This window comes from Georgenia sp. Z1344 (assembly GCF_049856295.1).
Taxonomy (GTDB): domain Bacteria; phylum Actinomycetota; class Actinomycetes; order Actinomycetales; family Actinomycetaceae; genus JB111.
Window position 1 is genome coordinate 12,846 of the sequence record NZ_JBNDMZ010000006.1, and the last position, 24,434, is coordinate 37,279.

Annotated in this window: 26 protein-coding genes; 11 read left to right on the top strand and 15 right to left on the bottom strand. The window is 73.8% G+C overall.

Going from position 1 to position 24,434, the window contains the following annotated elements; translation table 11 throughout:
• Nucleotide 1 precedes the first annotated feature (1 nt).
• The gene (locus tag ACPYO6_RS07570; RefSeq protein ID WP_425714250.1) at nucleotides 2-1,357 is read left to right on the top strand and encodes a sensor histidine kinase; all 1,356 of its coding nucleotides are present in this window, start codon (nucleotides 2-4) and stop codon (nucleotides 1,355-1,357) included.
• Nucleotides 1,354-1,977 carry a response regulator gene (locus ACPYO6_RS07575; protein ID WP_425714251.1) on the top strand — a complete coding sequence of 208 codons (624 nt, stop codon included), beginning with the start codon at nucleotides 1,354-1,356 and terminating at the stop codon, nucleotides 1,975-1,977. Before ACPYO6_RS07570 ends, ACPYO6_RS07575 begins: the two co-directional genes overlap by 4 nt.
• A 13-nt stretch (nucleotides 1,978-1,990) precedes the next feature.
• Here the strand turns inward: ACPYO6_RS07575 and ACPYO6_RS07580 are convergent, their stop codons facing one another.
• From ACPYO6_RS07580 to ACPYO6_RS07605, 6 genes are all read right to left on the bottom strand, one after another.
• Nucleotides 1,991-2,668: an SIMPL domain-containing protein gene (locus ACPYO6_RS07580; RefSeq protein ID WP_425714252.1), complete on the bottom strand. Its 678-nt coding sequence runs from the start codon at nucleotides 2,666-2,668 to the stop codon at nucleotides 1,991-1,993.
• Nucleotides 2,669-2,718: 50 nt separating this feature from the next.
• The gene (locus ACPYO6_RS07585; protein WP_425714253.1) at nucleotides 2,719-4,524 is read right to left on the bottom strand and encodes a glycerophosphodiester phosphodiesterase family protein; all 1,806 of its coding nucleotides are present in this window, start codon (nucleotides 4,522-4,524) and stop codon (nucleotides 2,719-2,721) included.
• 344 nt (nucleotides 4,525-4,868) lie between these two features.
• The gene (locus ACPYO6_RS07590; protein WP_425714254.1) at nucleotides 4,869-5,702 is read right to left on the bottom strand and encodes an NAD(P)H-binding protein; all 834 of its coding nucleotides are present in this window, start codon (nucleotides 5,700-5,702) and stop codon (nucleotides 4,869-4,871) included.
• Nucleotides 5,703-5,790: 88 nt separating this feature from the next.
• Nucleotides 5,791-6,219, bottom strand: a complete 429-nt coding sequence (locus tag ACPYO6_RS07595) for a methyltransferase domain-containing protein (protein ID WP_425714255.1) — start codon at nucleotides 6,217-6,219, stop codon at nucleotides 5,791-5,793.
• A gap of 71 nt (nucleotides 6,220-6,290) precedes the next feature.
• Nucleotides 6,291-6,923, bottom strand: coding sequence for an MBL fold metallo-hydrolase (locus ACPYO6_RS07600; RefSeq protein ID WP_425714256.1), 633 nt, complete (start codon nucleotides 6,921-6,923; stop codon nucleotides 6,291-6,293).
• Nucleotides 6,920-8,041 carry an S-(hydroxymethyl)mycothiol dehydrogenase gene (locus ACPYO6_RS07605; RefSeq protein ID WP_425714257.1) on the bottom strand — a complete coding sequence of 374 codons (1,122 nt, stop codon included), beginning with the start codon at nucleotides 8,039-8,041 and terminating at the stop codon, nucleotides 6,920-6,922. The genes ACPYO6_RS07600 and ACPYO6_RS07605 overlap by 4 nt, the downstream gene beginning before the upstream one ends.
• Before the next feature lie 137 nt (nucleotides 8,042-8,178).
• Here ACPYO6_RS07605 and ACPYO6_RS07610 point away from each other — a divergent pair, with 137 nt between their 5' ends.
• Nucleotides 8,179-8,808 carry a hypothetical protein gene (locus ACPYO6_RS07610; RefSeq protein WP_425714258.1) on the top strand — a complete coding sequence of 210 codons (630 nt, stop codon included), beginning with the start codon at nucleotides 8,179-8,181 and terminating at the stop codon, nucleotides 8,806-8,808.
• A 16-nt stretch (nucleotides 8,809-8,824) separates the two neighbouring features.
• On the opposite strand, the gene ACPYO6_RS07615 is transcribed toward ACPYO6_RS07610, so the two are convergent.
• The 7 genes from ACPYO6_RS07615 to ACPYO6_RS07645 all read right to left on the bottom strand — a co-directional run bounded on the left by ACPYO6_RS07615 (nucleotide 8,825) and on the right by ACPYO6_RS07645 (nucleotide 12,981).
• The gene (locus ACPYO6_RS07615; protein WP_425714259.1) at nucleotides 8,825-9,121 is read right to left on the bottom strand and encodes an addiction module antidote protein; all 297 of its coding nucleotides are present in this window, start codon (nucleotides 9,119-9,121) and stop codon (nucleotides 8,825-8,827) included.
• Nucleotides 9,111-9,428, bottom strand: coding sequence for a type II toxin-antitoxin system RelE/ParE family toxin (locus ACPYO6_RS07620; protein WP_425714260.1), 318 nt, complete (start codon nucleotides 9,426-9,428; stop codon nucleotides 9,111-9,113). Before ACPYO6_RS07620 ends, ACPYO6_RS07615 begins: the two co-directional genes overlap by 11 nt.
• Nucleotides 9,429-9,511: 83 nt before the next feature.
• Nucleotides 9,512-10,723 (bottom strand): L-2-hydroxyglutarate oxidase, encoded by a 1,212-nt coding sequence (gene lhgO, locus ACPYO6_RS07625; RefSeq protein WP_425714261.1) that lies wholly within the window; start codon nucleotides 10,721-10,723, stop codon nucleotides 9,512-9,514.
• A 5-nt stretch (nucleotides 10,724-10,728) separates the two neighbouring features.
• Nucleotides 10,729-11,214 carry a DUF1801 domain-containing protein gene (locus ACPYO6_RS07630; RefSeq protein WP_425714262.1) on the bottom strand — a complete coding sequence of 162 codons (486 nt, stop codon included), beginning with the start codon at nucleotides 11,212-11,214 and terminating at the stop codon, nucleotides 10,729-10,731.
• Entirely contained in the window at nucleotides 11,211-12,386 is a 1,176-nt protein-coding gene (locus ACPYO6_RS07635; RefSeq protein ID WP_425714263.1) for an App1 family protein, read from the bottom strand. The genes ACPYO6_RS07630 and ACPYO6_RS07635 overlap by 4 nt, the downstream gene beginning before the upstream one ends.
• A gap of 41 nt (nucleotides 12,387-12,427) precedes the next feature.
• The gene (locus tag ACPYO6_RS07640; protein WP_425714264.1) at nucleotides 12,428-12,640 is read right to left on the bottom strand and encodes a TOBE domain-containing protein; all 213 of its coding nucleotides are present in this window, start codon (nucleotides 12,638-12,640) and stop codon (nucleotides 12,428-12,430) included.
• A 98-nt stretch (nucleotides 12,641-12,738) separates the two neighbouring features.
• On the bottom strand, nucleotides 12,739-12,981 hold the full coding sequence (locus ACPYO6_RS07645; protein WP_425714265.1) for a DUF6458 family protein: 243 nt from the start codon (nucleotides 12,979-12,981) through the stop codon (nucleotides 12,739-12,741).
• A gap of 174 nt (nucleotides 12,982-13,155) precedes the next feature.
• Here ACPYO6_RS07645 and ACPYO6_RS07650 point away from each other — a divergent pair, with 174 nt between their 5' ends.
• Nucleotides 13,156-13,902, top strand: coding sequence for an SAM-dependent methyltransferase (locus ACPYO6_RS07650; protein ID WP_425714266.1), 747 nt, complete (start codon nucleotides 13,156-13,158; stop codon nucleotides 13,900-13,902).
• A 118-nt stretch (nucleotides 13,903-14,020) separates the two neighbouring features.
• On the opposite strand, the gene pgm is transcribed toward ACPYO6_RS07650, so the two are convergent.
• Complete coding sequence (gene pgm / locus ACPYO6_RS07655; RefSeq protein ID WP_425714267.1) at nucleotides 14,021-15,703, bottom strand: phosphoglucomutase (alpha-D-glucose-1,6-bisphosphate-dependent); 1,683 nt, start codon at nucleotides 15,701-15,703, stop codon at nucleotides 14,021-14,023.
• Between the two features lie 309 nt (nucleotides 15,704-16,012).
• Here pgm and ACPYO6_RS07660 point away from each other — a divergent pair, with 309 nt between their 5' ends.
• The 7 genes from ACPYO6_RS07660 (at nucleotide 16,013) to ACPYO6_RS07690 (ending at nucleotide 21,956) form a co-directional block, all read left to right on the top strand.
• On the top strand, nucleotides 16,013-16,657 hold the full coding sequence (locus ACPYO6_RS07660; protein ID WP_425714268.1) for a hypothetical protein: 645 nt from the start codon (nucleotides 16,013-16,015) through the stop codon (nucleotides 16,655-16,657).
• 98 nt (nucleotides 16,658-16,755) lie between these two features.
• The gene (locus ACPYO6_RS07665; protein ID WP_425714269.1) at nucleotides 16,756-17,565 is read left to right on the top strand and encodes a hypothetical protein; all 810 of its coding nucleotides are present in this window, start codon (nucleotides 16,756-16,758) and stop codon (nucleotides 17,563-17,565) included.
• Between the two features lie 168 nt (nucleotides 17,566-17,733).
• Complete coding sequence (locus tag ACPYO6_RS07670) at nucleotides 17,734-18,537, top strand: hypothetical protein (protein ID WP_425714270.1); 804 nt, start codon at nucleotides 17,734-17,736, stop codon at nucleotides 18,535-18,537.
• An 86-nt stretch (nucleotides 18,538-18,623) separates the two neighbouring features.
• On the top strand, nucleotides 18,624-18,971 hold the full coding sequence (locus ACPYO6_RS07675; protein ID WP_425714271.1) for a rhodanese-like domain-containing protein: 348 nt from the start codon (nucleotides 18,624-18,626) through the stop codon (nucleotides 18,969-18,971).
• Nucleotides 18,972-19,036: 65 nt separating this feature from the next.
• Nucleotides 19,037-19,912, top strand: a complete 876-nt coding sequence (locus tag ACPYO6_RS07680; RefSeq protein WP_425714272.1) for a DUF5926 family protein — start codon at nucleotides 19,037-19,039, stop codon at nucleotides 19,910-19,912.
• Between the two features lie 134 nt (nucleotides 19,913-20,046).
• Nucleotides 20,047-20,985 (top strand): glycosyltransferase, encoded by a 939-nt coding sequence (locus ACPYO6_RS07685; protein ID WP_425714273.1) that lies wholly within the window; start codon nucleotides 20,047-20,049, stop codon nucleotides 20,983-20,985.
• A gap of 83 nt (nucleotides 20,986-21,068) precedes the next feature.
• The gene (locus tag ACPYO6_RS07690; protein ID WP_425714274.1) at nucleotides 21,069-21,956 is read left to right on the top strand and encodes a sulfite exporter TauE/SafE family protein; all 888 of its coding nucleotides are present in this window, start codon (nucleotides 21,069-21,071) and stop codon (nucleotides 21,954-21,956) included.
• A 20-nt stretch (nucleotides 21,957-21,976) separates the two neighbouring features.
• Here ACPYO6_RS07690 and ACPYO6_RS07695 read toward each other — a convergent pair whose 3' ends face one another.
• Nucleotides 21,977-24,382 carry a hypothetical protein gene (locus ACPYO6_RS07695; protein ID WP_425714275.1) on the bottom strand — a complete coding sequence of 802 codons (2,406 nt, stop codon included), beginning with the start codon at nucleotides 24,380-24,382 and terminating at the stop codon, nucleotides 21,977-21,979.
• Nucleotides 24,383-24,434: the final 52 nt, after the last annotated feature.

Here is a 24,434-nt window from a genome sequence, read left to right on the forward strand (position 1 = left end):
CATGGCGGGCGGCCCATCGGTGAGCCGGACCGAGCGGGTCTGGCTGCTGCTGCCATATGCCCTCCTGCTCGTCTCCGCGCTGCTCACCGTCCTGCTCGGCGGGGTCGACCGGGACGAGCTCCCGGTCCTGCTCGGCGGGAGCCTCGTCGTCGTCGCCTGGCACTCGTGGTGGGCGCTGCGCCACCGGTCGTGGCTCGAGACCCGCGTCGTCGCGGCGGTCGTCTACTTCGTCGGCCTCGTGGCTGTGTGCGCGCTGCTGCTGACCGTCTCGTTCAACTTCCTCCCGCTCTACGTCGTCTGCTTCCCGCTCGCGTTCGAGGTGCTCCCGGGCCGGTGGGCGTACGCCGGCGTCGCCCTCGTGGCGGGCGTCATCATCGCCGGCCCGGGATGGGTCACGTGGTCCGTGGAGAACGTGGTCGTCACGCTCTCCGCGGGGGCCGTGGCCGCGACCGCCGGCTGGTCGATCCGCCGCCTCGAGGAGGAGTCCGCCCGGCGCCGCGCCGCCGTCGAGGCGCTCGCCGCCGCGAACGCCGACCTCGCCCGCGCCGCCGAGGCGAACCGGGTGCTCCAGGACCGGCTCGTCTCGGAGGCACGCACCTCGGGCGTCTCCGCCGAGCGGGCCCGCCTGGCCGGCGAGATCCACGACACCCTCGCGGCCGACCTCGCCGGCGTCGTCGCCCAGCTCGAGGCCCTCGACGCTGAGCTGGCCCCCGACCACCCCGCCCGCGACCGCGTGCGCACGAGCGTCTCCCTCGCGCGCGACGGCCTCGCCGAGGCGCGGCGGTCCGTGCACGCCATGCGCCCCGCGCCGCTGGCCGAGCACTCGCTGCCTGCCGCGCTCGGCGAGACCGCGGCGCGCGTGCGGGAGACCCACGGGTTGCCGGTCGACGTCACCGTCACCGGCGAGGAGCGCGAGGTCGACGCCGCCGCCGAGGACGTCCTCGTGCGCGCGGCCCGGGAGGCGCTGACCAACGTGGTGCGGCACGCCAGCGCCGGCCGTGCACGCGTCACGCTGTCCTATCTCGACGACTCGGTCGCCCTCGACGTCGCCGACGACGGGGACGGGTTCGCTGCCGGCGCCGACGGTGCTCCCGATGCATCCGCCGGACCTGGAGATGGTGGTGCGTCCGGCAGCTCGAATGCCTGGGGTGACGACGACCGGCATACGCGGACCGGCCACGGGCTCGCCATCATGCGGGAGCGGGCGAGCGAGGTCGGAGGGTTCGTCGTCGTCGACTCGACGCCGGGGGAGGGGGCCGTCGTCACGGTGACCGTGCCGACCCGAGCCGCGGCGTCTCGCATCGAGCCAGCACCGACCGAGCTACCTGCCACCGAGCCGACGGGCACCGTGACATGACCGCAGCGATCCGGCTCCTCCTCGTCGACGACCACCCCGTCGTCCGCGACGGCCTCCGCGCGCAGCTCGACGCCGAGACGGACCTCGCCGTGGTCGCGGTCGCCGCGAGCGCGGAGGAGGCGCTCGCGGTGCTGGGGTGCGAGGCGGTCGACGTCGTCGTCACCGACCTGCGCATGCCCGGACGTGGCGGCGTCGAGCTCGTGCGCGAGGTCCGCGCCCACCACCCGTCGGTCGAGATCCTCGTCCTCACCACCTACGACACCGACGACGACGTCGCCTCGGCGCTCGCCGCCGGCGCGACGGGCTACCTGCTCAAGGACGCCCCGCGGGCCACCGTCGTCGGCGCGGTCCACGACGTCGCCCGGGGCCGGACCGTGCTCGCCCCGTCCGTGGCCGGCCGCGCCGCGCGTGGGACGGAGGCGCCGGAGCCTGTCCTCAGCGACCGTGAGATCGAGGTGCTGGCGCTCGTCGCCGCCGGCCGGACGAACCGGGACATCGGGCGGGCGCTGTTCATCGGCGAGTCGACCGCGAAGACCCACGTCCAGCACATCCTCGCCAAGCTCGAGGTGCGCGACCGGGCGGCCGCCGTCGCCGCGGGCTACCGGCGCGGGCTGCTGTGACGGCGGCTCGTCGTCAGGCGCCGGAAGCCACGAACCGCGCGTCGACGCTGGCCGTGATCTCGATGTCCTCCGGAAGCAGCGTGAGGTCCTGCTCGCCCGAGCCGGCGAGCGCGGCCCCGCGGGCGTACGGGGCGGCGGCGGGCTTCTCCGCGCGGCGGTCGTGGCCCAGCATCCCGGAGTCCGCCACCTCGAGCGGCCGCACGTCCCCGAGCCCCAGCGCCGCCGCGTAGGCGACCGCCTTGTCGCGTGCGTTGACCACGGCGCCCGTCCGCGCCTCGCGCACGAGCTCCGCCTTGCGTACCTCGGTCAGCGACCACGCCACCTTGTCGACGGCGAACCCCAGCACCGACGACATCTCCCGCAGCCACGTGCTCAGCCGGGCGAAGTCGCTGAACTTCACCTCGAGGTCCGTCCGCGCGTGGTGGACCTGCGGCAGCTGCTTGCCGTCCTTGTTCCACGGGCGCGTGGTCCACGTCCGCACGTCCTGCGCCGACCACCACGTCACCGGGCCGCGGGACGGGTCGTGCAGATCGGTGATGCTCGCGTGCGCGCGGCCGGCGGAGCGGACCACGGCGTCGTACACCGCCTTCGGATCGGCCCCCTCGAGCGCGATCCGCGCGTGGACCGTGCCCCGCTCGGCCGGGTGGAACCGGCGGTGGGACCCGCGGACGGTGATCTCGACGTCGCTCACCGCGCCCACGCTAGCGGGCCGTTTCTCCCGCCCCGGTCCGCCGGGGCCGGTCACGTCGCCCGGTCGACGGCGACGAGACCGCTCGCCAGCTCGAGATACAGCGCGACCGGCCCCCCGGCCAGGCGTTCACGGGTCTCGGCAGCCAGGCCCACGTCGTCCGTGATGACGGCATCCGCCCCGCCGGCGAGGCGCTCGCGGAGCGGACCGAGGTCGTTGACGGTCCACACGTAGAGCTCGCGCCCCTGTGCCCGCGCCTGCTCGAGCATCCGGTCGTCGAGCGACCAGTTCTCGATGACGACCGCGTCGGTAATGGTGGCGGGCAGCTCGCCGACCTGGAAGCCGACCACGTAGGCCGTCCGTCGGTCCGGGTCGATCCGCGTGATCTCCTCGATGAGCTCGCGGTCGAGGGACTGGATCATGTGCGTGTGGTCGGGGTCGAGCCGGTCCATCTCCTCGGCCAGCCGGCGTGCGTGGCCCTCGCGCTCCTGTCCGTGGGGCTTGACCTCCACGAGCAGCCGGACCCCTCGGGCATCCGCCGCGCGGACGTACTCGGCCAGGGTCGGGACCTGCGCGGTGCGACCGCCCTGGCTGAGCGTGAGGCCGGTGACCTCCTCCTCGGTGAGCTCGTAGACGTCGCGATCGTCCCCCGTCATGCGCTCCAGGCCGACGTCGTGCATGACGACGAGCCCGCCGTCGCGGGTCTCCTGGATGTCCGTCTCGACCACGTCGGCCCCGGCGTCGGCGGCGGCGTGGAGACCCTCGATGCTGTTCTCGACCTCCCGGTCGGGGTACCCGCGGTGCCCGATGATCTCCGGCGAGGCCTCCGCGGCGACGTTCGCCGCCTCCGCGGACGCGACCACGCGAGGCGTCGCGATCAGCAGCGCGGCGACGACGAGCACGGCCGATGCCGCGCGGGTGCGACGACCGGCCGGAGCAGGAGCGGTGACCTCGACGGGCTGCCCGCCCGCCAGACGGAGGTAGCAGACGAGGAAGAAGGCGACGACGGCGGACGAAGCGCCCGCGACGACGAACCGCGCCAGGTCCAGCAGCCCGACGACGACGCCACTCACGGTGGCGGTCCGACCCGCCGCGACCGGCACGAGCCCGATCGCGCCGAGCACCACCATGACCAACGAGGCGGCCAGGAGTGTCGCCAGCAGGATCGCCCCGAAGCCGAGCAGCGGGCGCCAGGTCGTCATGCGCACGCTGCGACGCATGGCACCCAGGATCGAGACGTCGCCGCCGGCGAGGAGGGCGGGGAACAGCAGCAGCCGCAGCACCCCGTAGACGATCGCGCCCATCACCACCGTGTAGAGGACGGTGCCGGACGTGGTCTTCAGCAGCTCACCGCTGATGAACCGCGGGAGTGCGACGTGCTCGGTGAGGACCGAGGAGAACCCCACCTGCGAGATCGGCAGCAGCACCGTCAGGTACGGGACGAGCAGGAGCCCCTGCCAGCCGATGGCCCTGCTCGCGATCGACCGCGCACGGCGCAGCACGTTGCCGAAGGTCACCGGTTCGCCCGCGAGCGCCAGGTGGGCGATCACCGCGAACAGCGTGATCTCGGCGAGGACGAAGAGAGTCGCCACCACCGCGATCCCCACGAGCACGAGCAGGGCGAGCGGCGAGGTGAGCAACGTGTCCAGCGTGTAGAGGTTGGCGCCGTCGATCCCGAGCTGCCGCAACGTCCATCGCATGAGCGAGACGAGCAGCGGCATCGTCCACAGCAGGGCGCCCTGCACGCACAGCATCGCCACGAGCACCGCTGCCCATCGGGCGCGGATCAGCCGGGCGGTGGTGCGCAGCGCGCCCGCGATCGTCGCGCGGGTCGTGAGCGTCGCGGTCTCAGGTGCCATCGGTGCCATGGAGGGGTAGGCGCGGGCGGGCAGCCGGCGCGATCCGGGCAGCCTGCGCAGTGGGGGTGCCCGCTCTCGTGCGGGGAGATCGAGAGTCGCGTGCCATCCGGCGGTCGCCCTCCCTCCGGGGGCAGGTGGGACGCGTACGCCGACGCGCCAGCTGATGCCGGGCGGCCGACCGTACTCCTCGTCGCGGACCGGGTCCACGGAGATGAACGGACAGGCCTCGAGCCCACGCGGTCGGTGAGCTCGCACGCCGACCCCCGCTCGGGCGGGGCCACCGAGCCGACCTCACCGGACCGACGTCACCGGACCGACCTCACCGAGCCGCCCCAGCGCCCGCGCTATCGAGCCGGCTCCGACCAGACCCCGCGCCGCGCGGCCTCCTCGGCGTATACCTCGAACGGTCGTGCCGGCCTCCCGAGCACACGCTCGACCGTGCCTGTCGGCGTCGTGTCTCCCGCGGCCCGCAGGGGCGCGAACTGCGCGACGATGCCGTCGACCACCGGCTCCGGCAGGCCGGCCCCCGCCATCGCCTCCCGGTACGCGCCCGGCTCCCCGACGTACGTCACGGTCCGACCGGTGGCCCGCCCGATCGCCGCCGCGGCCTCGCCGAACGAGATCGCCTCCGGCCCGGTCAGCTCGAGCACCTCGCCGATATGGTCGTCGGTGGTCAGCGCGCGGACCGCGACCGCCGCGATGTCCTCGGCGTCGACGAACCCCTGCCGACCGTCACCGACCGGGAGCGCCACGCGGCCCGCGCGCACGTCGTCCCGGAGGAACGTCTCGAAGTTCTGGTCGAACCAGTCCGGCCGCAGGATCGCCCACTCGAGGCCCGAGCCCCGCACCGCGGCCTCCGCGCGCTGCAGCCGCTCGACCGACATGACGTCGATGCCGCGGTCGGAGTGCAGGACCACCCGCCGCACGCCGGCGCTCGCCGCCTGCTCGAGGAAGGCGTCGGGGAGCTCGCCGTCGTCGGGCAGGAGGAGGTAGAGCCGGTGCACACCGTCCAGGGCCGCGTCCCACGTCCCCGGCTCCCCCCAGTCGAACGGCGGCTCGGTCCCGCGCGCGGCCGGGCGCGACGCCACGCCCGCCGCACGCAGCTGCTGGACGACGCGTGAACCGACCGTGCCGGTGCCGCCGAGGACGAGGATCGGGTGGTCGTTGGTCGAAGCCATGCCGCATGCTCCCGCGCACCACCGACACGGGACGACCGCGACCGCCGATGCCCGTCGCCGGGCGGGAGCCACGCCGCCCGGCCGTGCCTCAGAGTCGGACCTCGGTCAGCGGCGAGCCGGTATCGACGTACAGGGAGCCGCCCGGCACCACCGCCTCGCGCAGACACCGGATTGCCGCCTCGTAGAGATGCGGGTGCCGCCCGTCGAGCGCGCCGACCCGGCAGGCGAACGCGAGGTCGAACGGCGCGACGCCGTCGGGAAGTGCGACGTTCTCGACCGGCGCGCACAGCGTGGAGAGCGCGCCCGACGCCACGAGCTCGGCGCACGCCTCCTCGGTCCTGCGGACGCCGGTCGCCGACCGGTCGACGACGAGCACGTGCCCGTCCGGCCCGACGCGCGCGGCGACCTCCCGCGCCGCGGCTCCCGGCGCCCCGCCGATCTCGAGGACCCGGAGCCCCGGCCGCAGCGGGAGCGCGTCCACCACGCGCAGGAGCCGAGGCGACAGTCCGTCGACCATGACCGGAAGCGTCCCACGGTCGATGGTCCTGCGCAGCCCGCCCCGGCGTCACGCCGACGACGACCACACCCTCAGTGCCCGCGCGCGATCCACTCGTCCAGGTGCGGGGCCTCGGCGTCGATCGTCGTCGTGCCCCCGTGCCCGGTGAGCACCCGGGTCTCGCCCGGGAGCGTGAGGAGGCGGTCCCGGATCGACCCGATGATCGTCGGGAAGTCCGAGAAGCTGCGACCCGTCGCACCCGGGCCGCCCTGGAAGAGGGTGTCCCCGGTGAGGACCACGCCGAGGTCGGGCACGTGCACGCAGCACGAGCCGGGGGAGTGGCCGGGCGTGTGGAGCACCCGGAGCACGGAGCCCCCGACCGCCAGCTCGAGCCCGTCCGCCAGCTCCTGGTCCGGGGCGAGCTCCGGGTTCGTCACGTCCCACAGCATCCGGTCGTCCGGGTGCAGGTAGGTGGGCGCCGCCGTCGCCTCGCGCAGGGCCGCGACCGCGTGCAGGTGGTCGTCGTGCCCGTGGGTGAGCACGATCGCCGTCACCTTCCGTCCCGCGACCGCCGCGATCACGGGGGCGGCGTCGTGGGCGGCGTCGACGATCACGCACTCGTCCGCGTCGCCGATCACGTACACGTTGTTGTCGACGTCGAACGTCTCGCCGTCGAGGGTGAACGTCCCCGACGTCACCACCGTCTCGACCTGCAGCGCGCTCATGCCGGCACCTCCTCGTTCTCGCGACCCGTGCCCGGCAGGACGACCACCGAGCGCAGCACCGACCCGTCCACCATCTTCCCGAACGCCGCCTCGACGTCCACGATCCCGATCGTCTCCGTGACGAACGCGTCGAGGTCGAACCTGCCCTGCAGGTAGAGGTCGATGAGCATCGGGAAGTCCCGCTCCGGCAGGCAGTCGCCGTACCAGGCGGACTTCAGCGACCCGCCGCGGCCGAAGACCTCGTCCAGCGGCAGGGTGATCTCGGTGCCCGGCGACGGGACGCCGACGAGCACCACGCGGCCCGCGAGGTCCCGGGCCTCGAACGCCTGCCGGTACGTGGCAGCCACCCCCGCGGCGTCGACGACGAGGTCCGCGCCGAACCCGCCGGTGAGCTCGCGGATCCGGGCGACGACGTCCTCGCTGCCGGCGTCGATCGTGTGCGTGGCGCCGAGGTCCCGCGCCCAGGCGAGCTTCCGCTCCTGCAGGTCGACGGCGATGATCGTCGTGGCCCCCGCGAGGCGTGCGGCGGCCACGGACGCGGCTCCGACCCCGCCGCACCCGATGACGGCGACCGACTCGCCCCGGCGCAGCTCGCCCGTGTTGAGCACGGCGCCCGCCCCGGCCATGACGCCGCAGCCGACGAGGCCGGCGGCCTCGGGCCGGGCGGCCGGGTCGACCTTCGTGCACTGGCCCTGGGCCACCAGGGTCTTCTCGGCGAACGCCCCGATGCCGAGCGAGGGGGTCAGCTCCGTGCCGTCCTCGAGGGTCATCCGCGTGGTGGCGTTGTGGGTGGCGAAGCAGTAGTGCGGCTCGCCCCGGTAGCAGGCCCGGCACTCCCCGCACACGGCCCGCCAGTTGAGGACCACGTAGTCCCCGACCTCGACGTGCGTGACGCCCTCGCCGACCTGGCTCACCGTGCCCGCGGCCTCGTGGCCGAGCAGGAACGGGAAGTCGTCGGAGACGCCGCCGGCCACGTAGTGGTGGTCGGTCTGGCACACGCCGCACGCCGCGACGTCGACGACCACCTCGCCCGGACCCGGGTCCGGCACGACGATCGTCACCACCTCGACGGGCGCGTCCTTCGCGCGGGAGACGACGGCCTGGACCTTGTGCGGCATGGGGGCACCCTTCGGCAGCGCTGGCGGGAACCCGTCCAGCCTGGCCCACCGTCGTCGCGGCGGCAACGCGTGCCCACGACGACGAACGACGCGCCCGGACCTCCGTAGACTGGAGCCCCCGAGCCTGAGGTGGTCCTGTGCCCACGACCGGCGTCCAGCCAGCCGTCACGTCCGACGCCCCCGAATGGTTCGGCTCCGCCGCCCGGGGCAACGCGTCCTTCCCGCTCCTCATGGGCGTCTACGTCATCGTCTACTCGGTGTGGTGGGCCCTCGCCTGGGGATGGGTCGGCATCGTGGCCTTCGCCCTGGCGGCGGCCTACGCCGGCTGGTTCGTCGCGCGCGGCATCCGCCAGATCCGGCACGCCGCGCGCTTCCCCGCGGAACCGACCGCCGAGGACCGGCGCATCGGTCGTGCGATGGGTCTGCTCAACTCCGTCACGCACCCGATCTGGATGCTCGGCGGCGTCGTGCTCGTCCTCGTCGGCCAGGCCCGGTTCGTGCTGCCGCTCATGGTCATCGTCATCGGCGCGCACTTCCTGCCGATGGCCCGCATCCTCGGGCGCCGGATCGACTACCTGCTCGGGCCGATCGCCATCGCGTTCGGTGCGGTCGCCGTGGTCCTCGGGCTCGACGACTCGTACGGCTGGCTCGAGGTCTTCGCCGTCGCCGGTGTGGGTGGTGCGCTCTCCACCGGCGCCTACGCGGCCTACATGGCGCGGGCGTACACGCGGCTGTGCGAGCGGGCGGGGATACCTGGCCCGCGGTGACCGAGCGGGGGAGCGACTATGCGACCGCGTGGAAGGTGAGCTTGAGGCCGAGGGCGTCGGAGACCTTGAGAACGGTCGACCAGGTCGGATTGCCCTGGTCGGACAGCGCCTTGTAGAGGCCGTCACGGCTCATCCCGACACGGCGAGCAAGCTCGCTCATGTTGCCGGAACGAGCGATGACTCCCAGGGCGCGGGGTACGGCGGTGGGATCCTCGGCAGACTCCTCCAGAGCGATCTGCAGGTAGGAGGCGACGTCGTGGATGTCGTCGAGGTAGTCGGCCGGGTCGAAACGCGTGTACTTCTCAGTGCTCATGATCGTCCTCCGTCGAATGCCACTCCGAGGCGAGCTGGTGCGCCTTTGCGATGTCGCTCTGTTGTGTCGACTTGTCGCCACCGCAGAGCAGGAGCACCACACGGGTGCCGCGTTGTGCGTAATAGACCCGATAGCCCGGCCCGTAGGTCAGCCGGAGTTCCAGGACACCCCCGCCGACTGCCTTGGCATCACCAGGATTGCCGTGGGCGAGTCGGTCGATCCTCGAGAGGATCCGTAGCCGTCCCTGCCGGTCCTTCAGTTTCCGAAGCCAACGATCGAAGTCTGGGGTGCTGAGGACCTCGATCATATGTCGAGTATAGTCGACAGATCGTTCCGGCTTCAAGACCTTGCTGATCGATCAGCCTTGGCGCACGCGGGCTCCGCTCCCGCCTACCCCCACACGCGGGAGACGAGCTCCTCGCCGATCGGGATCGCCGACGTCGCGGCCGGCGAGGGGGCGTTGAGCAGGTGCACCTGGCGCGGCGTCGAGGCGATCTCGAAGTCCTCGACCAGCGACCCGTCCGGCCGCACCGCCTGCGCGCGCACGCCCGCGCGGTAGCCGACGAGGTCGGTGGAGTTGAGCGACGGGCAGTACTTCGCCACCTCGGACAGGTAGCCGTCCGGCACGAACGAGTTCCACAGCTCCTTGACGCCGGTGCGCCAGTGCTTCTGCCCCATCTTCCACAGGCCGCCGAAGCTGACGGCGTCGCGGGCGTCGTCAGCATCGAACCCGAACCGTCCGGTCTTCTCCCGCGACAGCGCGAGCACCGCGTTGGGGCCGAGGAGGATCTTCCCGTCCACGGTCGGGGTGATGTGGACGCCGAGGAACGGCAGTCCCTCGCCGGGCACGGGGTAGATGAGCCGCTCGACGAGCCCGGACCGGTGGCCGGGCAGCGTGTAGTACTCGCCCTTGAACGGCACGATCTTGATCTCCGTGGGGACGTGAGCCTTCGACGCCACGCGGTCGGCCTGCAGCCCGGCGCACGCGACGAGCCGGCGCGCCCGCACGGCCTCCCCGTGCTCGAGCGAGACGTCCACCCCGGTCTCGGACTCGGAGATCCACGCGACCTCCGAGCGCACCCGCACCTCCCCTCCGAGGTCGGTGACCTCGTCCGCCAGCGCGCGGGCGACCTCACCGAAGTCGACGACGGCGGACCGCGGCGAGTGCAGCGCCGCCAGCCCGGTCACGTTCGGCTCCATCTCGCGCAGCTCGGTGGCGTCGACCTCGCGGACCTCGATGCCGTTCTCCCGGGCGTTGGCCGCGAGGGTCGCGAGCCGCGCCTTCTCCTCGTGATCGGTGGCCACGACCAGCTTGCCGATCTCGCGCACCTCGATGCCGTGCTCGGCGCAGAACTCCTTCGTCGCCCGCTCGCCGGCCTTGCACAGCCGTGCCTTGAGCGAGCCGGGCGCGTAGTAGATCCCCGCGTGGATCACCCCGGAGTTGTTCCCGGTCTGCCCGGTCCCGACCTCCTCGGCCTTCTCGAGCACGAGCACGCGGGAGTCGGGCCGGGCACGCAGCAGCGCCCGCGCGGTCGCGAGCCCGACGATCCCACCTCCCACGACGACGACGTCGTACGTGACCTGACCTGTGGCGTCGGGCATTGTTCTTACCCCTTGATCCGTTCGTACGTCTCGATGAACGTCCGCGGCGGGGTCGCCGCGACGGTGGTGGCGAGCAGCTCGGCGTCCACCTGCTCGTCCTTCTTCAGACGCAGGCACGACTTGCCCATGTCCAGGTGCCCGGTCGAGGCGGCCCACGCCTGCCGGAACGCCTCCGCCTCCTCGGCCTGGGAGTACACGCCCATGAGGTAGACGGACACGTAGCCCTTCTGCCCCTTGAGCGCGACGTACTGGAGCGGCTGCCCGTTGTAGGTGTCCGGGTAGTCGGCCAGCGGGATCGCCCAGGTGACGAACCCGCGGTCGACGCTGCGCTCGTACCCGGCCGGCATCGCGCCGTCGACGATCCGGTAGAGCCGCTCGGCGAGCGCCCGGAAGCGCTCGGGGGCGGCGTCGATCGCGTCCGCCACGTCCGGGGGCAGGGCCCCGTCGACGGCGGGGCCGACCTCGACGTCGGGGCCGTTCGTGCCGGTCATGACGCGGGCACCTCCTCGCCGCGCTCGCGCTGCTCGCGTCGCTGCCGCTGGGCGGCCAGGACGGCGGGGAGCTCGTCCGCCAGCGCGTAGCCGTCCTTGCCGTGCACGGTGGGCACGCCGTGCTCGGTGGCGGCCGAGCGGCCGCGGATCGGCATCTCGGCGGACTCGAGCGTGCCGTGCGCGAGCACCTGCTCGGCGGGGGAGAGCTGGCGGATCCCGATCGCCCACACGTTGCGGGGGTGCTCGCGGGCCACGTCGTCGTAGATCATCGGGTCGTGCTGGCCGTCGTCGCCGACGAGCAGCCAGGAGATGTGCGGGAACGTGATCATGAGGTTCCGCAGCTGGACCCGCTTGTGCTCCTTGCCGGAACGGAACAGGCCGGTCGTCGTCGGCCCCCAGTCCGTCATGAGCATCGGTCCCACCGGCAGGCCGTGCCGGAGCATGAAGCGCTTGAGCGTGGGCACCACGTTCCATGCGCCCGTGGACAGGTAGAAGATCGGCGCGTCCGGGTGGATGTCGAGCACCTTGGCGTACAGCTCGGCCATCCCGGGCACGGCCTTGCGGGTGTTCGTGTGCCGGACGAACGAGTTCCACGCGGCCAGCGCCGCGCGCGGCAGCATCGTCACCATCACCGTGTCGTCGATGTCGGAGATGATCCCCACCCGGGTCGTCGGCGCCACCACCAGGGCGTCCGTGACCGTGGGTTCCGCGGCCTTGGCCTCCAGCGTGACCGGGTGCCACCCGGGCTCCAGACCGTGGTTGGAGACCATGACGTCGATGTAGCCGGAGCGGTCGGTGGTGGTGGCGACCTCGCGGCCGTTGACGCGGACCGTCACGGGCAGGTGGCCCACCTGCGCCGTGAAGAACTGCCGCCAGCCGCGCCGGGCCTCCTGCGCGGTCTTCGCCAGGAACTCGCCAGCGTTGTCGCTCAGCGCGGGGTAGCGCGCGGGGCGGGTGGCCTCGCCGTCGCCGTGCACGTCGACCCAGGGGTCGGACTCGGGGGTCGCGTCCGGGTCGCCCATGATGACGCGGCCCATGACGTGCAGCGACTGCACCGACCCGTAGCCGGTGAGACCGATGATCCGGGGCCGCCAGCCCCGCCGCTTGAGCATGTCGACCGAACGCTTGTTGATGCCGTCCTCGAACGCCATGCCGAGGTTCGCGAGGGACATGGGGCCAGCCTAGGTGCTGCCGGCGGGGCGGCACGCAGTGGTTACTCCTCGACGCCGACCATGACGCTCGACGCCTTGATCACCGCCACGGCCGGCGAGCCCTCGGTGAGGCCGAGCTCGTCGATCGAGCCGTTCGTGATGTCGGACGTGATGACGATGCCCGGCGCGATCTCGATCTGGACGATGCCGTTGACGGCGCCGCGCTCGACCGCGACGACGGTGCCGGGGAACTGGTTGCGTGCGGACAGCTTCATGGCCTGCTCCGTGCCTGTCGGGAATGGTGCTGGGGGTTCGGGGTCCGACGTCGGGCTCCGGCCCTCGGGCCCGGACGCGCGAGGTGACGCCGGGGTGGTCAGACGCGCGGGTCCCGGGGGTCGTGCACCTCGACGTCCGGGGGCCCCGTGCGCTCGACCCGGGTCACGTGCTTCGTGCGCCGTCGGGACACGATCTGGATGATCCCGATGATGACGGCGACGACGCCGACCCCCATGAGGATGTAGCCGACCATCGTGAGGTCGACCTCCGCGATCGAGTCCTGGACCGCGAACGACAGGATCGCTCCCGCCGCGATGAGGATGATGCCGAGGGCAGCCATGCTCGCCTCCTCGTTCGGTTCGGGACCCGTGGGCCGGGTCCTCGGAGCCCCAGGATGGCAGGTGGGCCGTGCGCGTGCGCGCCGAGAGGTCGACGCGGCCCCCGGAAAACACGTGGCTGCCGCGATCCGGCGGGTGGCACCCTCCGGGACCGAGACGTCCACCGAGGGGGAGACATGAGCGGCCCGACCACCGACGAGACCGACCCGCTGCCGCCGAGCGGGACCGGGGCGCGGCTCGAGATCAACTCGCCGCTGTCCTCGGACACGGTGCGCAGGCTCGCCCGCGCGGCCACCGCGCACGACCCCACCACGATCGTCGACCACGGCTGCGGGTGGGGAGCCATGCTGCTCGCCTGCCTCGAGGAGGCGCCGCGGGCCCGGGGGCTCGGGCTCGACGTCCACGGCCCCGACATCGTCCGGGCCGGCTCCGACGCCGAGCGCCGGGGCCTGGCCGACCGGGTCGAGTTGCGCGAGGCGGACGCCACCGGGTGCACCGACCGCGCCGACCTGCTCATCAGCCTCGGTGCCTACCAGGCGTTCGGCAGCGTCCCCGAGGCGCTCGTGGCCCTGCGCGAGCGGCGCGCCGGGGGCGGACGGCTGCTGTTCGGCTGCGAGACCTGGGCCGGGACGCCGACCGCGGACGAGCTCGCCCACATGTGGGACGGCGCCTCCACCGACGACTGCCGCACGCTGGTGGAGGTCGTCGAGGACGCGTACGCCGCGGGCTGGGTGCTGCTCGGCATGCACGAGACGACCCGCCAGGAGTTCGACGACTTCGACCTCGGGCACCTGCGCGAGCGCCAGGAGTGGCTCGCACGCCACCCGGACCACGCCGACGCCGACGAGATCGCCCGCGAGGTGACCGACTGGCTGCGCGGGCACCGGCGGCCGCTCGGCTTCGTCACGCTCCTGCTCGGCTGACGGCGCCGCGGTCGGCCGAGCGGCCGGGGCGACGTCAGGCCTCGACGGCGCCGCGCTCGCCGAGTCGCCGCGTGCCGGGCGCCGCTACGTCCCGGGTGCCGCTACGTCCCGAGAGCGGCTACGCGCCGAGGGCGTTCCCGACGACGGCGCGCGCCTCCTCCTGGACCTGCGCCAGGTGGTCCTCGCCCTTGAACGACTCGGCGTAGATCTTGTAGACGTCCTCGGTGCCGGACGGGCGGGCCGCGAACCAGGCGTTCTCGGTGGTCACCTTGAGGCCGCCGATCGCCTCGCCGTTGCCGGGGGCATCGACGAGTCGGGCCGTGATCGGCTCGCCCGCGAGCGACGTGGCGGCGACGTCGTCGGGGGAGAGCTTCTTCAGGCGGTCCTTCTGGTCCGGGGTCGCGGGCGCGTCGATGCGGGCGTAGGCGCTCGCGCCGAACCGCTCGACGAGACCGGCGTGCCGCGCGCTCGGCGAGGTCCCGGTGACGGCCGTGATCTCCGAGGCGAGCAGGGCGAGGAGGATGCCGTCCTTGTCCGTGGTCCACACAGTCCCGTCGGTGCGCAGGAACGAGGCGCCCGCGGACTCCTCACCGCCGAACCCGACCGTGCCGTCGAGCAGGCCCGGCACGAAGTGCTTGAACCCGACCGGCACCTCGATGAGCCGGCGGCCGAGCGAGTCGGCCACGCGGTCGATGAGCGACGAGGACACGAGGGTCTTGCCGATGGCGGCCTCGGGGCGCCAGTCCGGGCGGTGCGCGAACAGGTAGTCGATCGCCACGGCGAGGAAGTGGTTGGGGTTCATCAGCCCGCCGTCGGGGGTGACGATGCCGTGCCGGTCGGCGTCGGCGTCGTTGCCCGTGGCGATGTCGTAGGGGGCCGCCTGGCCGTCCGTGGCCGCCATGATCTCGCGCAGGGAGGCCATCGCCGACGGCGACGAGCAGTCCATCCGGATCTTGCCGTCCCAGTCGAGCGTCATGAACCGCCAGGTCGGGTCGACCTCTGGGTTGACCACCGTGAGGTCGAGGCCGTACCGCTCGCCGATCTCGCCCCAGTAGGCCACCGCGGCGCCGCCGAGCGGGTCCGCGCCGATCCGCACGCCGGCGGAGCGGATCGCGTCGAGGTCGAGGACGTTGGACAGGTCGTCGACGTAGGCGGACATGAAGTCGTGCGTGCGGGTCGACTCGAGCGCGAGCGCCTTGTCCACCGGCATCCGCTCCACCTGCCCGACGCCGGACGCCAGCAGCTCGTTCGCGCGGGCCGCGATGGCGGAGGTGGCCGCCGAGTCGGCCGGCCCGCCGTGGGGCGGGTTGTACTTGAAGCCGCCGTCGCGGGGCGGGTTGTGGCTCGGCGTGATGACGATGCCGTCCGCGAGCCCGGGGCCGTCGAGGCGGAGGCCGCCCGTGGTGCCGGCGCCGTTCGCCCTCAGGATCGCGTGCGAGAGGGCCGGGGTCGGGGTGTAGCCGTCGCGGGCGTCCACCCGCAGCTCGACTCCGGCCGCGCCGAGCACCTCGACCGCCGTGGTCCACGCCGGGTCCGACAGCGCGTGCGTGTCCTTGGCCAGGTAGAGCGGCCCGTCGACGCCGGCTCCGCGGCGGTGCTCGACGATCGCCTGCGTGATCGCGACGATGTGCGCCTCGTTGAACGCCGTGTCGAGGCTCGAGCCGCGGTGGCCCGACGTCCCGAACACCACGCGCTGGGCGGGATCCTCGGGATTCGGGGTGCGGTCGTAGTAGGCGCCGCGGACCGCGTCGACGTCGATGAGGTCGGAGGGCTGAGCAGCTGTGCCGGCGCGCGGGTCCATGAGGTGATCCTGCCAGCAGCCGCGCCGATGTTCGAGGGGGGAACGCACCCGACGACGAACTTCCGGTGGCGCCGCCGTTCTCATCGCCGACCCCAGTCGTTGTGTGCCGACCCAGGTACTTATCGCCGACCCCAGTCGTTGTGTGCCGACCCAGGTGACGGCGTCGGTGGGGTCGGCAGGTAGTTGCTTGGGTCGGCGCACGACTATATGGCTCGGCGCACGACTACATGGGTCGGCGGGAACTGTCGGGCTCGGCGTGGGGGAGCGGTGCCGATGGGCAGCCGGTCCTACGCCTGTCACTATCTGTCGGTGACCGACCCCTATGCGCACGGCCCCAGCGCAGGGCCGAACGGCTACTCCCCGGTGCCCGGCGGTGCTGTGCCGGGGCCGGGCAGCCAGGTCCACGGGCCGAACGGCTACGCCGCAGGTGCGAGCGGCAACGCCTACCTGGCCGGCCCTGACAGCAACGCCTACGGCCGCCCCGACCACGGCAACCCGTACGCCGTGCCGCCGCCCGGGCTGCCCGACCGCGTGCGCCGCCCCGGCTGGATCACCGCCGCCGCGATCATCGTGTGGTTCTTCGCCCCGTGGGCGCTGCTCGCCGGACTCTTCGCCATGTTCATCGGGGGGATCAGCCAGATGTGGGGCGAGTCCGACAGCACGGTCTTCGGTGATCTGCAGCCGGGGGCCGCGCTGACACTGATCGGGCTCGGGATCGTCGTCGTGTCGGTCCTCGCGATCGTGCTCGGGGTGCAGCTGTGGCAGGGCAAGCAGGTCGGTCGGATCGGGCTCACCGTGATCATGGCGGGTGCGTTGGTCTGGCTCGTCGTGCACACGTGGGGTGGCGAGGGCAGCCCGTGGCTGGGCGTGGTGCTGGGGGTGTTCGTCGTCGTCGCGATGTGGTTGCCCGCCAGCACCCGATACGTCCGCGAGCGCGCGGCCCGACGCCGCTGATCCGATCGAGCTCGACCGCCGCGCACGGGGGGAGGACTACCCGGTGGGCGCTCGTCACATCTCGGTCGTCGCGTCGCCTGGACTGCGACACTCGAGCGGTGTCGAACAGCTACGGGCAGGACGGATGGGGCCAGTCCCCCCAGATCGGTTACCCCTCCTGGGGGCAGAGCGACGGGCGCGGGTACGGTGCGCAGACCGCGTACGGGCAGAGCCCCGCGGACCCGGGCGTCCCCGTCGCTCCGCAGTACGGCGGCTACGCCCCGCAGGGACAGAACGCCCAGTTCGGCCAGCCGCAGTACGGGCAGCAGCCGTTCGGCGGCTACGCCCCGCAGGGGCAGAACGCCCAGTTCGGCCAGCCCCAGTACGGGCAGCCGCAGCTCGGCCAGCCCCAGTACGGCCAGCCCGGTGGATTCCCTCCGTACCCGAACCAGGACGGCAACCCCTTCGCCGCCCCGCCGAGCTACGGCATGGGCGGTCCCGGTGGCCACGTCGAGCGCCCCGGCATGCTCAAGGCCGCCTGCATCATCCTGTGGGTCGGAGGCGCCCTCGCGGTTCTCGTCAGCCTGGTGTTCTTCGCGACCGACCCCGCGGAGGCCGGCATCTACGGGATCGAGAACTCCACCTGGAAGCTCATCTGGTTCGGCGTGCTGATGGCGAGCGCCCTCGACATCGTGCTGCCGGTCTTCGTCTGGAAGGGATCGAACGCTGCCCGTATCGCGGTGACGATCTTCATCGGCCTGTCGACCCTGGTGAGCCTCGGCAGCTTCGCCAACGGCGCGGACGCCGGCTCCGGAATCGGGGGAATCGCCGTTTCCGTCCTCGTTCTCGTCTTCCTGTGGCAGAGGTCGAGCACCGAGTACATGGCCTATCGCAAGCGCCTCAAGGACTCGGGGCGGCAGGTGCTCTGACGGGCGACGGGGGACGGCGGCGCTGAAGCGTCTCCGCCCACTCCTCACGTCCGTCGGGGAGAACACCGGACGATCCACCCCCGCACACGTGCGCGACCGGGGAAATGTGCCCGACGGGCGCTCGTCACACTTGGGTTCTCGCACCGCTGAGACTGCAACAATCAAGGCATGTCGAACAGCTACGGGCAGGACGGGTGGGGCCAGACCCCGCAGCAGGGCGACCCCTCCTGGGGCCAGAGCCAGCAGGGCGAGTACGGCGCGCAGACCCCGTACGGGCAGAGCCCGGCGGACCCGGGCGTGCCCGCGGCCCCGCAGTACGGCGCGTACGCCGACCCGGGGCAGCAGGGCCAGCCGCAGTACGGCGCGTACGCCGACCCGGGGCAGCAGGGCCGGCCGCCGTACGGCGCCTACGCCCCGCAGGGCCAGAACGCCCAGTTCGGCCAGCCGCAGTACGGCCAGCAGGGTGGCGCTCAGTACGGCCAGCAGGCCGGTCTCCCGACCTACCCCAACCAGGACGACAACCCCTTCGCCGCGCCGCCGGCCTACGGCATGGGCGGCCACGGCAGGCCCGTCGAGCGGCCCGGCATGCTCAAGGCCGCCTGCATCATCCTGTGGGTCATCTCGGGCCTGGCTCTCCTGGGCGGGTTCGCCTACCTCGCGCTGGACCCGTCCGACGTTGCTCCCGCGGGTACCTACATCCGGGAGGACGACCTGCGGGCCATCGGCGTCGGGGTCCTGATCGGGGCGGTGCTCTACGCCTTCCTCACGGTGCTCGTGTGGCGCGGGAGCAACGTCGGGCGGATCATCCTCACCGTGCTGCTCGTCCTGTCGGTCCTGGGGGCACTCGCGAACATCGCCAGCGGCGCGGCGGCCGGGGTCGTGACGCTCCTCCTCGTCGTCCTCGTCCTCGTCTTCCTGTGGCAGAAGACCAGCAGCGAGTACATCGCCTACCGCAAGAGCACCAAGGTCTGAGGTCTGTCGTCGTCGGGCCCCTGCACGAGCCCCGGCGCCACCCCACCCCACTGGACGGACGGCCCGCCGCCAGGGAGGCTGGACCCATGCCCATCCCCGACGCACCTGCCGACGTGACCATCGCCGACCTCCCCGGCGAGACCATCCCCGAGGGCTACACGCTCCTCGACGTCCGTGAGGACGACGAGTGGGAGGCCGGCCACGCCCCCGGCGCCGTCCACATCCCCCTCGGCGAGCTGACCGAGCGCGCCGACGAGCTCGGCGACGCCGACCTGCTCGTCATCTGCCGCACCGGCGGCCGCTCGGCCCGCGCCGCGCAGTGGCTCAACCAGTCCGGGTACGACGCCTGGAACGTCGACGGCGGGATGGCCGGCTGGGCCGCCGCCGGCCGCGAGATCGTCTCCTCCGACGGATCCGTGCCCGAGATCATGTGACCGACCGCCGCGGCCCGGGCGCTCCCGGCGCCCCCAGGGCCGCGGCGCAACTAGGCTTGCGCGTCATGGGTAAGGCATCGAGGCGCCGTGCGCGCCAGCAGGAGCGTCCGACGCGGGTGCGCCCGCCGAAGGTGGAGTACGTCGAGCGTCCCTTCGAGGGGCTGGCGGCGGAGACCGACCTCGTGGCCATGCGCGAGATCGTCCCGGCGGCGACGATCCCCGTCCGCACCACGGCCGAGCACGGCGGCGCGGACGTCCTCATCGCCAGCCTGCTGCCGGACCTCGCCCCGGCGCTGCGCCGCGAGGACGGCACGATCCTCGTCGGCATGCAGACGGCGAGCAGCTCCGGCGACGCGTCCCGCGACGTCGCCCACGCGCTCCTGCGCGCCCTCGAGCTCGAGCCCGGCCAGCCGCTGCCCGTCGGCGCGCTGCCCGAGCCCGGCCCGCGCCTGCAGGACATCCTCGACCCCGCGGTCGAGCCGACCATCGACGTCCACGCCGACTTCGGCTACTGGGTCTCCGCCGACCAGCAGGACGAGGCCGAGGTGGCCCAGGCCGTCAAGGACAGCGCCGACCAGATCGTCCCCACTGTGCGGATCGACTCCGCCGGCTCCGCCTACTGGTGCCGGATGGGCCGCGAGTTCGTCCGCTGGGTCCGCCCCGAGGACCCCGAGACCGTGTTCGACGCCCTCGCCCGCCTGCACGCCGCGCGCGAGTCCGCCATCGAGGAGGGCACCCGGTTCGTCGGCGCCTTCCGCACGTGCGGTCTCCTCGTCCCGGTCTGGGAGCTCGCCCCGGGCACCGAGGCCGACGACGTCGAGGGCCCGCTCGGTGAGCTCGGCACGCGGCTCGACGCCGCCCTCGCCGTCACCGAGCCGCTGACCGCCGACGAGCGCCGCGCCCGCGCCGGACTCGTCAGCCGCCAGGTCTCCCTCCGATAGGTCTCGCACCGGTCGTTCCCGCTCTGCCGGGCCTCGCTCCGGCAGGTCTCGCGACGCCGGCACCGCGCGCCACGCCGGGTCCCACGAACGCGGACAGGTGGGTCGCCCCGCGCCAACCTGGTTAGGGTGGGACTGTGGCGCAGGACTCCAGGCGGGTGGCGGTGGTCGTCCCGGCCAAGGACGAGGGCACGCACATCGCTGCGACCATCCGGGCCTGCCGGGCGATCCCGCACGTCGACCTCGTCCTTGTCGTGGACGACGGCTCGACCGACGACACCCAGCACGTGGCCCGCGCGGCCGGCGCCGTCGTGGTCCGCCACTCGGTCAACCGGGGCAAGGCGTCCGCGATGGAGACCGGCGCGTCCGTCGTCTCGATGCGCGACCTGCCCGACGCCCCGCCGCGCGCGCTCCTGTTCGTCGACGCGGATCTCCAGGACTCCGCCGTCGGGCTCGCCCCGCTCGTCGAGGCCGTGCTCGCCGGGGACACGGACCTCGCGATCGCCGTCCTCCCGCCGCAGAAGGGCTCGGGCGGCCGCGGCCGCGTGGTGCGCATGGCCCGCGCCGCGATCGAGTCCGCCACCGGGTTCGTCAGCGCGCAGCCCCTGTCCGGCCAGCGCTGCCTCACGCGGCGCGCCTACGAGTCCGTGCTGCCGCTCGCGCGCGGCTGGGGCGTCGAGGTCGGCATGACGATCGACCTCCTCGTCGCCGGCCTCACCGTCCAGGAGATCCCCTGCGACGTCAGCCACCGCGCCACGGGCCGCGACATGGCCGGCCGGATGCACCGCGCGCGCCAGTACCGCGACGTGGCCATGGCGGTCGCCGGACGCGCCTCCCGACGCCACAACGTGCCGATGAGCCGCCGCGGCCCCGAGGCCGACGACCAGCAGCCCGGCGAGCCCTACCGCGCCTGGGCCCCGCGCAGGCCGGAGGACGGCGACACCCCGCCCGACGACGAGACCCCCGCCGGGGACCCCACCGCCGACGGGGCCGCCCAGGTCGAACCGCAGGGCCAGCCGACGGCGGAGACCCCCGCGACCCCGGACCCCCCGCGCTCGGCGGACTCGCCGGCGTGACGCGGCCCCGGCCCGACGTCGTGCATCGGGTCCGTCCCGACGGCGCACCCCGCCCGCGCCCCACCTCCGAGTAGGGGACGCGCATGGAGGCCATCGCCCTCGCGACCGCGATCGGCGCGGTCGTCGGCGTCGTCGTCGGCACGCTCGGTGCCGGGGGCGGGGTGCTGACCGTCCCCGCGCTCGTCTACCTGCTCGGCATGGGCCCCCACGCGGCGGCGACGGCGTCGCTCGTCATCGTCGGCGTCACCTCGCTCGTCACGCTCGTTCCCCACGCCCGGCGCGGCAACGTCCGGCTGCGCGGCGGCCTCGTCTTCGGCGCGGTGGGCGCGGTGGCGTCGGCCGGCGGGGCGTGGCTCGCCCACCTGGTCGACGGCCCCGCCCTCATGGCCGCGTTCTCCGTGCTCCTCCTCGGCGTCGCCGTGCTCATGGCCAGGCGCGCGTCCGCGGACCGTCGCGACGCCCGCGAGGCGGAGCTGAGGGCACTCGCGGACGCCGGCGATAACGAGAGCGAGATGCCCGACGACGACGCCACCACCGGTGCGCCGCAGGATCTCCCGCAGGCGGACCGGGCTCCCGCGGGACGGCGGTGGCGCGGTGCCCTCCGTCTGATCGGGCTCGCGGCGGTGGTCGGGCTGCTCACGGGGTTGTTCGGCGTCGGGGGAGGTTTTGCGGCGGTCCCCGCGCTCGTGCTCGCGCTCGGCTACCCGATGCGCGCGGCCGTGGGCACCTCGCTGCTCGTCATCACGATCAACTCCGCGGCGGGGCTGCTCGCCCGCGTGCCGCAGGGCATCGACCTCGACGTGCCTGTCGTCCTCGCCTTCGCGCTGGCCTCGACGCTCGCCGGCCAGCTCGGTGCCCGACTCTCGACCCGCACGCCGCCGGCCACGCTGACGACCGTCTTCGCCGTGCTCCTCGTGGTGGTCTCGGTGCTCACGGCGTCGCAGGCGCTGCCGGACCTGTTCGCCGGCTGACCCTCGCCGGTCCGCGCGGGTCAGGCGTCGACGGCGGTGCGCGCGCCCTCGTCGCCCCGGTCGTCCGCCTCGTGCAGGGGCCCGTGGCGGGGGCGCTCGAGCAGCCACGACGCGAGCAGCGCGAGGGTGAGCGGAACGGCGAGCGCCACGCCGAGGGCCGGGATGACGATCCCCGAGTCGTTGACGGCGAACCCGATGATCCACAGGATCAGCAGGGCGACCGCCGCGGGCTTCAGGACCTGGGCGGCCTCGGGGAGGGCGAGCGTCGCCGTCGTGCCCGGTGAGGAGGTGGCCGCCGCGTCGTTCGCCGTCGTGCCGTTCGTCGTCGTGCCCGTCTCCGGGCGGCGGACGAGCCAGCCGTAGTCCGAGGTAGCGGCCGTGTCCGGCCGGCGCAGCGGCCGGGCCACGAGGACCACCACGACGATCGCTCCGACCGCCGCGAGCACCGTGAGCGGGGAGGACACGAGGATCTCGAGGTTGCGGCCGAGCTTGCGCCAGATGACGTCGAACGCGCCACCGTCGAGGAGCGTGCCGACGAACCGGCCCAGGTGCGTGCGCTCGTCGGGTGGGCGGAGCCAGTCGAGCAGCGAGACGGTCGCGACCACGGCCACCGTGACGGCCCCGATGAGCAGCACGCGCGGCCACGTCACGCGGACCCCCGCCACGAGGAGCGCGAGCACGACGAACGCGGGGATCATCGCCGGGGGCCCGCCGAAGTCGGCGCCGAATGCGGGCCAGCCGTCGATGGCCGTGGCCACCGCGCCGATGGCGAGCGCTGCCGCGGCGGCCGCACGCCCCCGCCCGCGGGCGACGAGGGCCTGCGCCGCGGTCGCCGCGAGCAGCAGGGACGCCGTGGCGAACAGCGCGAAGTAGTGGTTCGACATCCCGAAGTACCGGGCGCCGATCTGGGGCTGCGTGCCGAGCACGGACCCGAGGAAGAGGTGGGAGCCGAGCATGACGTCGGCGGCGATGACGACCGCCGTCACGCCGGAGACCACCGCGGTGGGGCCGACCAGCGAGTGCCGCCACGGCCCGCCGACGGCGACGAGGGCCAGCAACAGCGCCCCGGCGACGGTGACGCCGGCGAGCGCGAGGCCGGCCGGCTCGAACCGCCACCACGGCAGCAGCGAGGACGCGATGAGCGCCACCGGCAGGGAGGCGACGACGAGGGCCGCCGCGCGCAGGACCCGCAGGACCCGGTGGCGCGCCCGCTCGGTGCCGCCGAGCGCGGCGAGGACGCGCCGGTTGAGGCCCACGAGCGCCGCCGCGCCGAGCCCGATGTTGAGCCCGACCAGCCACAGGACGGCCGGCGAGACGAGCGGGGCCACGGCGAGCGCCCGCACGCCGACGTCGCGCAGGCCCGCCGCGCGGTCCGCCGGGTCGTCGTCGCCGGGCCGGGTGACGAGCGCGGAGCCCACGAGCCCGGTCGGCTGGTCGACGTCGAGCAGGGAGAGCACGGTGGGCAGGAGGTCGGGCGCCTGGACCATGCCGTCCGTGCGGGTGGCCGGGGAGGTGGCGAGCCCGGAGCCCTCGCCCGCGCCGGTGAGCGCGAGCGCCTGGAGGGTCGAGGTGCGGGTGCCGTCGTAGAGGGAGGCGAGCAGGATCGTCGGCTCGCTGCCGGTCTCGGCCAGGGCGTCGACGACGGCGCCCACCCGGGCGTCGAGCTCGGCGGGCGTGCGGGCGCCGGGGGGCTGCTCGCCCGGGGATTCCTCGCCCGGTGCGGCCTCGCCCGGTGCTGCCTCGCCGTCCGGGGCGCGTCCGGTGGCGTCCGCGGGGTCGAGGTCGACGACGACAAGGTCCGCTCCGTCCTCGATCGCGGAGGCGGTCAGCGCCCCGAGCTCGGCGTCGTCGTCCGTGGTGGGGCGTGCGTCGGCGACGGTCCCGTCCGGCTCGGCGAGCGCGACCGCCGCGCCGCCGCCGATCGCCACCGCGCTGCGACCCGCCTCGGCGAGCGACCCGCCGAGGGTGCCGGGCACGGCGTCGAACCGGTCGGTACGGGCGCCCTCGACGTACTCCGACCAGCCGGGGACCTGCCACTCGCCGCCGGTCTCGGTGCCGGTCTCGGTGCCGACGGGCGCGGGTGGGAGGCAGTCGCCGCCGTCGCGCTCGCCGGCCGCCCGCTGACCCGCCGAGAGGGCGAGCCAGCCGTCGGTGCGGCACGTGGTCGAGCCGACCGAGCGGACGACGAGGTTGGCGGAGTACCCCTCGGCTGCCAGCTCCGCGATCCGGGGCGTCTCTCCGTCGTCGATGTCCTCCCAGGTCAGACCGCCGGTGCCGAGGACGACGACGGGGGTGTCGTCGTCGGACGTGTCTGCAGGGGTGGCCCCGTTCGCGAGGAGCGGGAGGATGAACGGGCTGATCATCGCGATGAGCACGAGCACGCCGAGGACCAGCACGACCCTGCGCCGGCGGTCGTCGCGCCTCACGCGAGGACCCGGATCGGGCGGTGCGGGCCGAGATTCATGCGTCCGAGGGTAC